Genomic DNA, 12,222 nt, shown 5'->3' on the forward strand with positions numbered 1-12,222 from the left:
GACAACTAAGCCAGCATGCCGCCGTCGATTACCAGGACGGCGCCGGTGATGTAGGAGGCCGCCGGGGAGGCCAGAAAGGCCACTGGCAGGGCTACTTCTTCGGCGGTTGCCCACCTTCCCAGGGGGATGCCGATGCCGGCCTCGGCCACCACGGCGTCTTTGTCGTAGTTGTCCCAGCCGCTGGTGTCCACGAATCCAGGTGCCACCGCGTTCACTCGCACGCCGTGGGGGGCCCACTCCCGGGCCAGCGCCTTGGTCTGCTGGAACAGTCCCCCCTTGGCCGCCGAGTAGGCCGCCATCCCCGGCAGATGGCGCAACCCCGACAGCGAGCCCACGTTGACGATGCTGCCCTGGCCCCGCTCGATCATCGACCGGCCGAAGGCCTGGGAGACCAGAAACGGCGCGGTCAGATTGAGGGCCACGGTTTTCGACCAGCCCGGCTCGGCGATGTCCAGCACCGGGGCGGTGAACCGGGCCCCGCCCGCATTGTTGATGAGAACGTCCACCGGGCCTATCGCGGCATTGATCCGCGAAGCGGCCTCGGCAACCGCATTTGAGTCAGTCACGTCACAGGGGGCGATGGAGACCTCAGCTCCCGCATCCCTCAATTCCTGGGCCAACTCTTCCAGCCGCTCGGCTCGGCGGGCGATCAGGCCGACCCGCGCCCCCTGGTCGGCCAGCACCCGGGCGATGGCCCCGCCAATGTCGCCGGTGGCGCCGGTAACCACCGCGCCCAAGCCCTCCAGCGAGCGCCTAGAGCTCACCGCAGGCTCACCGGCAGGTGCTCCAACCCCCGGCTCAACATCGTGGGGACCCACACTTCGGGATCGGGGCCCATCTCCAGGTTGGGCAAGCGGCGAACGAGAGCCTCCAGGGCAATGGTTCCCTCCAGGCGGGCCACCGATGCACCCAAGCAGAAATGCAGTCCGAAGCCGAAGCCGATGTGATTGTTGGGATCGCGGGTCACGTCGAACCGGTCAGGCTGCTCGAACGCCTCAGGATCCCGGTTGGCGGCGTGCTGCACCAAATACACCATGTCGCCGGCCGGCAGGGTCTTGCCCTCCATCTCTACCTCATCGGCCAGGGTGCGGACCTCCATCTTGGACGGGCCGTCGAAGCGCAGGATCTCCTCCACCGCCGACTTCATCAGCGCTGGGTCGCCCCGCAGCCGCTCAAGCTCATCGGGGTGCTGGAGCAGCACCCGCATGCCGTTGCCGATCAGGTTGGTGGTGGTCTCGTGGCCGCCGAAGAGAAACAGCACGCAGTTGGCCACGATCTCGGGGTCTTCCAGGCTGTCGTCGCCCTCGGAGGCCTCCACCAGGTTGGAGATGATGTTGTCGTCCGGGTGTTGCCGATAGTGGGCAACCAACTCCCCCAGATACGCAGCCAACTCGATCAGCCCCTGCTGGGCTCGCGCTCGGCGGTCCCCCACTCCCCGGGCGCCGAAAACCAGGATCATCACGTCGTCGGACCAGTCCTTGAACCGGTCCCGGTCGGCTGCCGGAACCCCCATCATCTCGGCGATGACCACCGCCGGAATGGGATAGGCGAAGTCCTCGATCAGATCGAAATGCTCCCGGCTGGAAAGCCCGTCGATCAGCTCGTCCACCACACCGACGATCCGGTCCCGCCAGGCCTCCACCGCCCGGGGGGTGAACGCCCGGCTCACCAGCCGGCGCAGCCGGGTGTGGTCGGGCGGATCGCGGAACACCAGCCAGTCCATCAAGATGTCATACGTGGGCTGACGCTGGGCCTTTTGCTCGTCGGTCAGGCGGTCATACGCCGGGCCGATGCGCTCTGATGAGAACCGGGGATCCCTCAGGGAATCGAGTACATCGTCGTAGCGGTGGATGAACCACGCCCGGTATTTCTCATTCCAATGGACCGGGTCATGGGTTCGGAGAACCGAGAAATAGGAGTGGGGGTCGGCGATCCGCTCGGGCGAGAGAACCTCGTCGTCGAGTGCCGAGGGCGGGTGGTTGCTCACCGCGTCATCCCACTTGCTCCAGCACCGTTACCACGCAGGCGTTGCCGTCGATCCCGGCGGTTCCGCCCCCCATGGTCTCCACCGCTCCCAGGCGGGCGTCGGGCACTTGGCGGTCGGCGGCCATGCCCCGAAGCTGCCAGGCGATTTCGGCGATCTGGGCCAACCCGGTGGCCCCCAGCGGATGGCCCCTCGACAACAGCCCTCCCGACGGGTTGACCGGCTGCGCCCCGCCCAAGGCGGTATGCCCCGACTCCACCAGCCTGCCTCCATAACCCAACTCACACAGCCCCAGCGCTTCGGTGGTGATTATCTCGCCGATGGTGAAGGCGTCGTGGACCTCGAACACGTCGATGTCGCCCACGCCCACCCCGGCGGCTTCGTAGGCCTGCGCGGCGGTGTCGGCCACGATGTCCCAGCCCCACACCTTGTCGGTGGTGTGGTCCCACAGCCGCCCCGACCGCAGCGCGCTGGATCGTATGGCCACCTCGTGGCTGGAATCTCGCGATCCCCCCAACGGCCCGATCACCGCGGCCGCGGCGGCATCGGCGATGGAGCAGCATTGGAACAAGGTGATGGGGTCGGCCACCATGAGGCTGCCCAGCACCTGCTCAACGGTGACGGCCTTGCGGTGCTGAGCCCGAGGGTTTCCCAGCGCATGGCGGCGGTTCTTGACCGCCACCGCGGCCATCTGCTCCCCGGTGACCCCGAACTCATAGCGATACCGGGTGGCCGACATGCCGTAGATGCTGGGCATGGCGAAACCCTGGGCACCGTCGGGGTCGGAGGCGATGGGGACTATGGCACCATCGAAGTGGGCGGTCATGGTCTCGATGCCGAAGGCCAGCACCCGCTCATACCGGCCGGTCTCCACCGCCACGCGTGCTTCGTGAAACGCGGAGGTGCCGCTGGCACAGGCATTCTCGATCGTGATGACCGGAACCTCGACAATGCCGATCTGCTGAAGGGTGCGGGTGACGGTTCCGGGATCGCCGAACACCGTGCCCGCGAACACCGCGTCGATGTCCGAGGCCTTCAACCCGGCGTCGTCCAACGCCTCCACCGTGGCCTGCCAGGCCAGTTGGGGACCGCCCAGCTCGGCCTGCTTCCCGAACGCCGACGTTCCCACACCCCAGATCGCGGTGCTCGCTTCGGTCATGGCCCAGATCTCGACACAACTGGATCGCCGAGCCCATTCCACCCCGACAGCGCTACCCGGCTGCCAGGAACAAGCGCTTCGTCGGAATCGTCCACGTGGGCGAGGATTCGGGGGCCGTCGTCTACGTCCACGTAGGCCAGGGTGAACGGGGGAGTTCGCCCCGGCACCGGAATCCGCAGCACCGTGGAGCTGAACACGGTTCCCTGGGGGCCGAAGGCGGCCGCCGACATGGAGTCGCCGCCGCATACCGGGCAGCGCGGCGGCGACACCGCCATCGGGTGGCGGCAGGAACTACATCGGCTGCCAGACAACAGAACCCGTCCCTCGCGCGCCACCAACTCAGGCCGGGGGTCGGCGCCGGTCCGCTCCGGCGGCGTGGTCGACAGCGTGGACACCGGCCAAATGTACCAACAGGTGTCTCCGGCCCTGCGATTCGGCCCCTGAGAGCTCCTTTGTTTTACAGCCGCCAGTACTGCGGCCTACGCTGCGGGCCGTATCTCGAACAAGGGGGCATTGATGGGCATCGAAGGACTGCGATTCGTCATCACCGGATCGGCCACTGGAATCGGGGCGGCTACTGCCCAGGTGGCGGCCGGCAAGGGCGCCAAGGTGATGGTGTCCGATCTCAACGACGAACAGGGCCAGGCGGTCGCCGATGAGATCAACGCCTCCGGCGGCACCGCGGCGTACCAGCACTGCGACGTGACCGACCCCGATCAGGTTGAGGCTTTGATGGCCGCCGCCGCGGCGGCCTATGGCGGCATCGACGTGCTCCACAACAACGCTGGCATCCACGAGACCGCGCTGGCTTCGCCAGAACAGTGCAGCCTGGAGGGAATGCCCCTCGATGTGTTCAAGAAGGTGGTGGAGGTGAACGCCGTTGCCCCGTGGATCTGCTCGAAGGCCGCCCTCCCCTACCTCAAGGAGAGCGACTGGCCCTCCATCGTCAACGCCGCCTCGACCGGCGCGCAATCCGCCTACCCGAACAACTCCGCTTACGGCACTTCCAAAGGCGGTATCCGGCTCCAGACCCAGAACTTGGCGGTGGATCTGGCGCCGCTGGGGATCAGGGTCAACTGCTACGGCCCCACCGCCATTGCCACCGACATGGTCACGAACTTCGTCAAGCAGTCCGATGATCCGGTTGCCTTCGAGAAGGCGCTCATCAACACCTCGCTCATCCCCCGCTTGGGCCTCCCCTCCGAGGTGGGTGAGCTGGTGTGCTTCTTGGCCAGTCGAGAGGCTGGCTTCATCAACGGCGCATACATATTGATCGACGGTGGCTCGCTGGCATGGCGAGGCACCGTGGACATACTGGGAATGGAGTGATCCAATGGCAGACAAACAAGCGGTAACCGAGCTTTTGAACCACGCGGGAGTGGCCTACGACGTGGGCGACAGCGGCTTCCTCATCGGGATGTTCGCCCCTGACAACCCGGTGTTTGCGATGACCATCGCCGGCGGCGACCCGATCACCTTTGAGGGGTCAGAGGCCATCGCCGGGCTGTTCAGCGGGGCGATGGAAGAGCAGACCGACCAGCGCCGCCACGTGGTGACCAACCTCTACTTCGAAAACGAGACCGAGGACTCCGTCACCGCCATCAGCTATCTGGTGCTCATCACCGTGGAGAACGGCCAGCTCTCAGTCCTCTCCAGCGGCGTCTACACCGACGACTGCGTGCGGGTGGGCGACGACTGGAAGATCCAAAAGCGCTTCCTGGCCCTCGACCTGCCCTACTAGGGCACACGGCCATGAACATAGGCCAGATCCCGGCCAAATGGGCTCGGCAGACGCCGAACCGCGAGGCCATCATCGACTCGACCACCGGCCAGCGGGTCACTTTCGCGGCCTTTGACGAGCACATCAGGAGACTGGCCAACGGGCTGGTCGGCTTGGGCTTGGAGAAGGGCGACCGGGTCGGCATTCTGAGCCAGAACTCGGTGGAGTACGCCGCCCTCTACTTCGCCTGCGGGCGAACCGGGCTGGTGGCCCAGCCCATGAACTGGCGGCTATCGGGACCGGAGCTGGCCAAGATCGTCAACAACGGCGAGCCCCGGGCCTACATCACCCAGGGGGCCTACGCCGCCGAGGCCGCCGAGCTGTCGGGATTGGTGAGCTGCGTGGAGCACTGGCTCCAATACGGCGACGGCGGCGACGGCTCCTACGAGCAGTTGGTGGAGTCGTCCTCCGACGCCGAGCCCGCCGGGTCCCACGAGGTCGGCGACACCGACCCGCTGTTCATCCTCTACACCGGGGGCACCACCGGGGAGTCCAAGGGTGCGCTCCACAGCCACCGCAGCGTCTACTTCGGGATGCTCAACCAGACGGTGGCCGAGCGCATCGTTCCCAGCGACGTGTACATGCTCACCGGGCAGATGTTCCACATTCCGGTGGTGCTGGCCATGAACTATCTGGCCCACGGCTGCCCTTTGGTGCTGATGAACTTCGACGCCACCTTGGCTTTGGAGCTGATCCAGGCTGAGAAGGTGTCGGCCTTCTTGGGCGTCACCACCATGTTGAACTGGATGATGGCGGTGGACGGGTTCGACGACTACGACATCTCCAGCCTGCGCAACATCCAGTACGGCGGCGGCCCCATGCCGTCGCGGGTCATCACCGAGGCCATGGACAAGTTCCCCTGCACCCTCATCCAGGGCTACGGCCAGACCGAGGGCACCACCATGTGCTTCTTGTCGCAAGAGGACCACATCCGAGCCATTCGCGACGGCCACCGCACCGAGCGGCTGCGGTCGTGCGGGCGGGAGGGGTTCGTCACCTCGGTGCGGGTGGTGGACCCCGACGGCATCGACGTGCCCCAAGACGGCAAGACCTCGGGGCAGATCATCGTGCGGTCCGAGGCCAACATGCTGGGCTATTTCCGCCGGCCCGATCTCACCGCCGACACCATCAAGGACGGCTGGATGTGGACCGGCGACATCGCCACTTGGGATGACGAGCGGTATGTGTCCATCGTGGACCGGGCCAAGGACATGATCATCTCCGGCGGCGAGAACATCTATTCGGTGCAGGTGGAGGAGGCCATAGCCAGTCACGAGGCGGTGTTGGAGACCGCGGTGATCGGCATCCCCGACGACACCTGGGGCGAGTCGGTCATGGCCTATGTGGTGCTCAAGCCGAACATGGCGGCCACCGAGGACGAGATCATCGAGGCCGCCCGCCAGAACCTGGCCTCCTATCAGAAGCCCCGCTCTGTGGCCTTCGTGGACGAACTGCCCAAGGCCCCCACCGGCAAGATCCTCAAGCGGGTGTTGCGCGACCCCCACTGGGAGGGCCAGGAGCGCCAGGTCTGATTGGCCTGTTCGGCTAGGGCAGCACCCTCACGATCTGGATGTGCTGGTCGGGATCGAACAGCAGAGCGGCCAGCTCTTCTACATCCGAAATCTGCAAAGCGCTCAGCTCTTGTTGGAGGCGAACTGTGGTTGGCAGCTCATCGTCTTCGGCGAAAACCCGGCGCAGCAGCACGGAGATCAGGTCGTTGTTCGTCGCAACCTTGTAGTTGTCGCCCACCACCGAGACCGCGTGGTCGAACTCCCCGGCGTCGATATCGCCTGCGAACACCTCGGCCAAGACGCGGGACATTTCCGCCTCAATGGCAGGCATCTGCTCGGGATCGCCCGAGGCGGCCACTGAGGCCGTAACCACGGGTTCAGGGGTGAACCGCCAGCCGATGGACGCGGAGACTGCATAGGTGTCTCCCAAATCTTCCCTCACGTCTTCTACCAGGCGGGCGTCCAGCAGCGACTCAAGCACATCGGCGGCTGCCTGCCACGCGGGATTCAACTCGATCGGGGCCTCATAGCGATAGATGGAGACGGTTGCTTGGGTATCGGGGCCGAGGACGACTTCGCGGTGCAGCACACCGTCGGGCTCCGGTGTCTGACGATTCACGAAGCTGTCGGGTTCCCGGGCAGGAAGAGTGCCCACATACCGCCGGGACATTTCCTCCACGGTGTCGCGATCCACATCGCCCACGACGATGACCACAAGATCATCCACCCCGCTCAGCCGCTGCTGATAGATGTCGAGCAGCGACTCGGCGGTCAGCAACTCCAGAGCCTCTTGGGAGGGGGCCAGGTCGAACCAGCCGAAGGCATCCCCGTAGCGGGCATCGTAATAGGCTTGGTCGCCCTGCCAGTCGGGATCGGACTCTATGAGCGAGATGATGATGTCTCCGACATCGACCGCTTCGGCCAGCGCCTGCTCGTCCACTCGGGGCTGGGTCAGGTAAAGGTGCATGAGCTGGAACATCGTCTCGGTGCCCGCGGTATCGGATGCCCCGAATAGTCCCTCGGTGGTCTCGCTGATGAACGGTCGCACCCCCGCATTGAGCCCGTCGAGGTAGCGGGAGATCTGTGCCGGACTCAGCTCGCCCAAGCCGCTGTTGCTCACCGCTCGAGTCGCCAGGTACTGGGCCAATGGCCGATCCCCTTCCTCGAGGGTAGACCAGCCGCCCCAGGAAATGGCCTCCATGTCGACCTGGTTCTCGGCAATATCAGAGTAGGCGTACATCACCCGGGCACCGTTGGCGAAAGTCCACTCATACGCGTCTTCCAATTCGTCGGCTATAGCCTCGATGGGCCCGGCGCTTACCGGCTCGACGGGGTCAGGCGCGGCAAGCAGTTCGTCGGCGTCTTCGATCAGCGTGGGCAAGTCCCCCGGCGCGGCCGCGGCCAGCGCGGCCTGCATGTCCTCCACTGAGGGAACTTGCGACGGGTCGGCGCCCACCGCGATCAGGATCAGCCCGCTCTCGTCGAGGATCCGCCGGTATCTTTCGGACAGGTCGTCAATCTCAAGTTCCGCGAGCAGGGCATCAAACCGCTCAGCCGTGTCTGCCAATCGCCCGATGTCGCCCCCCTCCAAGAAGTGCGCCGCATAGATGTCGGCGTAGCTGACGTCTTGAATGGTGGGCTCGGCCTGGATCGCCGACTCCAGATCGGTCCTGATCGAAGTGGCCGCTCGATCCAGGTCGTCTTCTGAGAAACCGTGCTCTTTGAGGCTGAGCAGCAGCGACCAGTAGTCGGCTAGGGCAGCCCGATAGTCATCGGCCCTGAGGTTGGTTCCGTAGTACCGCAGTCCCCGGGTGTGGGAGAACGATGACCAGTGGGTCGGATCGATCTGCGACAAGAAACCCTGCTCGTAGCCGTCTTGCAGGCGGTTGTCCACCATGATGGCGATGATCTGTTCTATCCACAGCTCGCGATCGCCCTCAATGGTGCTGGGGTTCCAAGACGGCAGGCGAATGTCCAGGGACAAGTAGGAATAACCCTGTTCTGGCGACGTTGCCAGGTCGAAGGCCGGTGTTGGGTCCAACGCCGACCAATTGTCGGGAGCGGGTGGACTCTCGCCTGCGGGAATACCGCAGAAATATTCCTGCACCAGTTCCTCAAGAGCGTCCACTGAGAGGTCGCCCACCGCAATCACGGCCATGTTGGACGGCACATACCACTTCTCGTAGAAGTCCCGCAGATCATCTGCGGTTGTCGACTCGATGCTCTCGACCGTCCCGATCGGGTCCCGCCCCTCATAGGGCGACCCTTGGTTGTAAGTGCGGTCGAATATTTGGAATACCGTGCCCAGGCCGGTCTCGACCCTCAGCCGGTATTCGTCCCTTACGATTCCCCGCTCGGCCTCCACATCGGCGGGAGTGAGGGTGGCCGCGTGGGCCCATTGCGAGAGAACGTCGAAAGCAGTCGCCACCGAATCCTCTTCTTCATCGATGGTCAAGTCGAGCTGGTACACCGTTTCGTCGTAGGAGGTGTACGCGTTGATGTCCGGGCCGAATTCCACTCCGATGCCGTGAAGGGCCTCGGTGATGTCGTTGCCCGGGTACTTCTCGGTGCCGTTGAACAGCATGTGCTCGAGGAAGTGGGCGAATCCTGCCCCCTCGACCGGCTCGTTGAGCGATCCGGCGTTCACCGCCAAGCGCAGCGCCAGAGTGCCGCCAGGGCTGTCGTTCGAGCGCAAGTAGTAGGTGAGGCCGTTGTCGAGCATGCCGATTTTCACATCGGGATCCACCGGCAGCAGACCCTCCGGGCTCTCTGCCCCGGTGTCATCCGCCGATAGGCACCCGTCATCTGCTCGAGGTGCCTCAGGCTGAGTTGCCCCATTCTCATCTTCTGTTGCCTCAGCCGTCTCGGTGGGTTCTAGAGTGGGCTCTGCCGTGGCCCCAGCGGTCGGTGCCGCCTCGTCCGTCGCTGTGTCTTCGCCCGCGTCGGTCTGTCCGGTTACCGGAACATGCGATTCGCTGTCCGAGCAGGCGGCCGCTATCAGGGCCGCGCTGAACAGCAGGATTAGGAGCTTTTTCATGCCCGCCTCTGGAGGTCAGTCTTGTTCTCGGCTCAAGTGAGCCCGTGGCCGAACACAGTACCGATCAGCGGTGACACAACCCACACCACCGGTTGACGATCAGTTCTGGCTGTAGCAGATCTCCACAATGGCCGGCTCGGTCACGGCGTCGCCCTCTAGCTCGCCGACGATGCGCCCCTCATGCAGCACCAGCACCCGATGACACACGCCCACCAACTCGGAGAACTCCGAGGAGATGAACACCACCGCCTTCCCCTCAGCGGCCAGTTCCTCCATTATGTCGTAGATCTCTTCTTTTCCGTCCACATCCACCCCGATGGTCGGCTCATCGAAGATCAAGACGTCGGCCCCCTGCTCCAACCACTTGGCGATAACCACCTTCTGCTGGTTCCCACCGGAAAGCAGCCGCACAAGCTGGCGGTCGCTGGGAGTGGCAATGCTCAAGCGGTCGATCCGACGATCAGCGGCCTGCTTTTCCGACCGGGGAGAAGGCATCGGAGTCTTGGGTCGCACCCGATGGCGGTCCAAAGAGGCCAGCGTGATGTTGTTGCGCACGCTGAAGTCCATGATATTGCCCTGGGTCTTGCGATCTTCGGGCAACAGCGCCAGCCCCGCCGCCAAGGACTCCGACGGGTGCTTGCCGCCCACCTCAGTGCCGTGGACCTTCACCGTTCCCTCCCGGCGGTGATCGGCGCCGAACACCGCTCGGACCATTTCGGTGCGGCCACTTCCCATTAGCCCGCCCAATCCGAGGATCTCGCCTTTGCGCACGTCGAAGGAGCAACCGTGTACGCCGGTGTCAGCGCTTAGTCCGTCCACTTCAAGTACCACCTCGGTATCGGGACGTCCTCCCACGCCACGGCTGGCTCGCCGTTCGACAGCGGTTTGGGCGTGCTCATGGCCTGTGATGTGGGCGATGAGCGATGATCGGTCCAGCGATGTAGTGGGCTCATCGGCCACGAGATGACCGTTACGCATCACGATCACCCGCTCGGTGAGTTCGAATATCTCCTCCAACCGATGCGATACATACACCACGGCCATTCCGTCGTCTCGCAACCTCCGTACAACGTCGAACAAATGCTCGATCTCATCATCAGTCAGCGAAGCGCTGGGCTCGTCTAGCACCAGGAGCCTGGCTTGTTGAGCCAATCCACGAGCGACCATCACCAGTCGTTGATGGGCGATACTCAAGTCGCCTACTGGTTCGCTGGGGTCAATATCCACGTCCAACCGCGCAATGGCCTCCGCTGCCAGTTTCCTCAACTCCGTCCAGTCCACCAGCAACCCCAGTTTGCGGGGATAACCCAAACCCAGCCTCACGTTCTCAGCCACCGACAAATCGCCGACATCCTGCAAATCTTGATGGACAAAAGCCAACCCGGCCACAGTGGCATCATGGGGGCGGTTTAGGTCCAACGGTTGGCCGTCCAGCCGCAAGTTGCCTTCATCGGCATACTCAGCACCGGCGATGATTTTGATCAGAGTGCTCTTGCCCGCTCCGTTTTTGCCGACCAGCCCGACAATCTGCCCCGATTCCAATGACAGCGTAACGTTGTCGACGGCCACGACCCCTGGATAATGCTTGGAAACATTCGTGACCTCAAGAAGAGGAGGCAACACAACTCGCGGTGCCATGGTCATCGCCGAGATGCCCCGAGCAGGGTAAACGCCATCGCCAGCAACAGTATGCAGCCCTTGGCAATGTCTCTTACTCCTGTGCTATACCCTTCGATGGTCAGTCCCCGGTCAACAGCTTGCAAGAAGATAACACCTAATACTGTGCCTGGGACATTGAACAGTGTCCTCCTAGAGGCAGCCGCTCCGAGGAATGCTGCCGCGTATGCCCCCAAGAGCGTAGAAAAGCCGCTATCAGCCACTGAAGAGGCAGTTCTGGCAGTTGAAGTGACCGCAGCAAATAAGGCCATAAATCCGACGAGTGCAAATCCTGAAGCCCTAAGTGCTTTGACATTTATTCCCGACAATCTTGCCGCCTCAGGATTGCCGCCGATGGCATACATATACCGACCCACTTCAGTTTTCGACATTAGAAGCCACAAAAGAATAGCAAGTCCTGCTGCAATCCATACAGGTGTACGAACTCCCAAAAGAGGATCCGGCTCTCCTATCCCAAAGTCTCGATATATGTCTGGCAAGCTTGTTGAGCCTGTAATATTTCGCCCGTCAGCACTCTCATATCTGGTCCCGATTAAGATCAGACCAGTGGCGAGAGTAGTAATGAACGAAGGCATTCCTGCATACGACACCAACAATCCATTCAACGAACCTGCGACAAGACAGAATATCAGCCCAACAAATACGGCTAGACCCCAAGACCAGTCATGGTTGACCATGAGAATAACTACAATTGCCCCGGCGGCTGATGTAAGACCCGTGACTGAAAGGTCAAAATCGCCCATTGTCAGAACCACAGTTAGTCCTAAGGCTAACATGAGTAATGGCGATCCCAAGCTTAGGCTAGAGAGAATACCATCAAGCTGAATATAGCGGTCATTTAATATAGCGAATGCCAGGATGCTTGCTAGTGAAGCAAATACTACGCCATACCTAGAAAGGAATATCAGAACATTGAACCTGTTGCGTGGACCTCTCGATTCTGATGAGGGAATGTGGGTAGTAGTTGAATCAGACATATCTAGCTCTTCCGGTAACCTCAAGGATGTATTGGCGCGGCGGGGCCGGCGGTAGAAACATCCACCACCGGCCCATCAAGCGTAAACTTACCTACAC

General features: G+C 63.0%; 10 protein-coding genes. 3 read left to right on the forward strand and 7 right to left on the reverse strand.

Translation table 11 applies throughout. The features are described from left to right. Positions 1–5 precede the first annotated feature (5 nt). Genes ACOGXA_RS02795 through ACOGXA_RS02810 form a run of 4 tightly spaced genes read right to left on the reverse strand, consistent with a single transcriptional unit; the run spans position 6 to position 3,538 of the window. Positions 6–764 (reverse strand): SDR family NAD(P)-dependent oxidoreductase, encoded by a 759-nt coding sequence (locus ACOGXA_RS02795; protein ID WP_419925767.1) that lies wholly within the window; start codon positions 762–764, stop codon positions 6–8. Then, positions 761–1,987, reverse strand: coding sequence for a cytochrome P450 (locus ACOGXA_RS02800; protein ID WP_419925768.1), 1,227 nt, complete (start codon positions 1,985–1,987; stop codon positions 761–763). Before ACOGXA_RS02800 ends, ACOGXA_RS02795 begins: the two co-directional genes overlap by 4 nt. A 4-nt stretch (positions 1,988–1,991) precedes the next feature. Continuing rightward, entirely contained in the window at positions 1,992–3,143 is a 1,152-nt protein-coding gene (locus tag ACOGXA_RS02805) for a thiolase family protein (protein WP_419925769.1), read from the reverse strand. Next, entirely contained in the window at positions 3,140–3,538 is a 399-nt protein-coding gene (locus ACOGXA_RS02810; protein ID WP_419925770.1) for a Zn-ribbon domain-containing OB-fold protein, read from the reverse strand. The genes ACOGXA_RS02805 and ACOGXA_RS02810 overlap by 4 nt, the downstream gene beginning before the upstream one ends. A gap of 121 nt (positions 3,539–3,659) precedes the next feature. Between ACOGXA_RS02810 and ACOGXA_RS02815 the strand changes: the two genes are divergently transcribed. From ACOGXA_RS02815 to ACOGXA_RS02825, 3 genes are read left to right on the forward strand one after another with little or no spacing between them, the layout of a single operon-like run. Then, positions 3,660–4,472, forward strand: a complete 813-nt coding sequence (locus ACOGXA_RS02815) for an SDR family NAD(P)-dependent oxidoreductase (protein ID WP_419925771.1) — start codon at positions 3,660–3,662, stop codon at positions 4,470–4,472. A gap of 4 nt (positions 4,473–4,476) precedes the next feature. Continuing rightward, a complete protein-coding gene (locus ACOGXA_RS02820; RefSeq protein ID WP_419925772.1) occupies positions 4,477–4,884 on the forward strand; it encodes a nuclear transport factor 2 family protein in 408 nt (135 codons plus the stop codon). A gap of 11 nt (positions 4,885–4,895) precedes the next feature. Further along, on the forward strand, positions 4,896–6,455 hold the full coding sequence (locus tag ACOGXA_RS02825; RefSeq protein ID WP_419925773.1) for an AMP-binding protein: 1,560 nt from the start codon (positions 4,896–4,898) through the stop codon (positions 6,453–6,455). Between the two features lie 13 nt (positions 6,456–6,468). Here ACOGXA_RS02825 and ACOGXA_RS02830 read toward each other — a convergent pair whose 3' ends face one another. The 3 genes from ACOGXA_RS02830 to ACOGXA_RS02840 form a co-directional block, all read right to left on the reverse strand. Continuing rightward, positions 6,469–9,471 (reverse strand): insulinase family protein, encoded by a 3,003-nt coding sequence (locus ACOGXA_RS02830; protein ID WP_419925774.1) that lies wholly within the window; start codon positions 9,469–9,471, stop codon positions 6,469–6,471. 99 nt (positions 9,472–9,570) lie between these two features. Beyond that, positions 9,571–11,040 (reverse strand): sugar ABC transporter ATP-binding protein, encoded by a 1,470-nt coding sequence (locus ACOGXA_RS02835; protein ID WP_419925775.1) that lies wholly within the window; start codon positions 11,038–11,040, stop codon positions 9,571–9,573. 71 nt (positions 11,041–11,111) lie between these two features. Continuing rightward, positions 11,112–12,125 (reverse strand): ABC transporter permease, encoded by a 1,014-nt coding sequence (locus ACOGXA_RS02840; protein ID WP_419925776.1) that lies wholly within the window; start codon positions 12,123–12,125, stop codon positions 11,112–11,114. Between the last annotated feature and the right edge of the window lie 97 nt (positions 12,126–12,222).

This window comes from Candidatus Poriferisocius sp. (genome assembly GCF_965208475.1).
GTDB lineage: Bacteria > Actinomycetota > Acidimicrobiia > Acidimicrobiales > Bin134 > Poriferisocius.

Coding starts and splice junctions, on each gene's coding strand:
- ACOGXA_RS02805 (WP_419925769.1), bottom strand. CDS start 3,143: ATGACCGAAGCGAGCACCGCGATCTGGGGTGTGGGAACGTCGGCGTTC.
- ACOGXA_RS02815 (WP_419925771.1), top strand. CDS start 3,660: ATGGGCATCGAAGGACTGCGATTCGTCATCACCGGATCGGCCACTGGA.
- ACOGXA_RS02820 (WP_419925772.1), top strand. CDS start 4,477: ATGGCAGACAAACAAGCGGTAACCGAGCTTTTGAACCACGCGGGAGTG.
- ACOGXA_RS02825 (WP_419925773.1), top strand. CDS start 4,896: ATGAACATAGGCCAGATCCCGGCCAAATGGGCTCGGCAGACGCCGAAC.
- ACOGXA_RS02830 (WP_419925774.1), bottom strand. CDS start 9,471: ATGAAAAAGCTCCTAATCCTGCTGTTCAGCGCGGCCCTGATAGCGGCC.
- ACOGXA_RS02840 (WP_419925776.1), bottom strand. CDS start 12,125: ATGTCTGATTCAACTACTACCCACATTCCCTCATCAGAATCGAGAGGT.